At 45.3% G+C, this 760-nt stretch carries 2 protein-coding genes; both read left to right on the forward strand.

What is annotated here, in order from left to right; genetic code table 11:
• The coding region (locus AC04NP_RS30550; RefSeq protein WP_482863923.1) for a hypothetical protein at positions 1 to 183 on the forward strand (183 nt) is incomplete at its 5' end.
• 41 nt (positions 184 to 224) lie between these two features.
• Positions 225 to 760: reverse transcriptase domain-containing protein (locus tag AC04NP_RS30555; protein ID WP_482863924.1), on the forward strand; the 536-nt coding region annotated here is incomplete at its 3' end.

The following is a 760-nucleotide window of genomic DNA, read 5'->3' on the forward strand; positions in this document are numbered from 1 at the left end:
CGTCGTCTGAATGCCAAAGGAAAACTCAAGTGGCGAACCCACAAGAGTGAAAGTACCGATGTCAGGCACAGTGGCGGACCAGCTGGTAGTAGTGTTGAAGCAGCTGTAATGGCTGTCGAGCGAAGCGGCTGGCTTATTGAGCAGACCGGCATTAAACAACTAAACTTAATTAGGAGGATTTAATGCAAGGAGCAAAGTCATTTACAATTTCCAAACGACTTGTCATGGAAGCTTATCGGAAAGTTAAGGCAAATGGGGGAGCTCCGGGAATAGATACAATAACGATTAAAGACTTTGAAGCAAATCAAAAGAATAATCTGTACAAAATCTGGAACCGGATGTCCAGCGGAAGCTACTTTCCCTGTCCGGTAAAACTGGTAGAAATACCAAAAGGTAGCGGAGGAAAGCGACCACTGGGTATACCAACGATCGCTGATCGAATTGCCCAGATGGTTGTTGTCTTCATCCTAAGTCCTGTGATAGAGCCCTATTTTCATCAGGATTCGTATGGATATCGGCCCGGTAAATCAGCCCATGCAGCCATCTCAGTTGCGCGCAAGCGCTGCTGGAAGTATGACAGGGTTGTAGATTTGGATATCAAACAGTTCTTCGATACGATAGACCATGATTTACTGATGAAAGCAGTACGTAAGCATACGTCCTGTAAATGGGTGCTTCTGTACATAGAGAGATGGTTAAAGGTTCCTTATGAAATGACAAACAAGGAGCGGATAGAACGAAAGCAAGGGGTTCCTCAAGG

It is taken from the genome of Agaribacillus sp. DX54, from assembly GCF_056858335.1.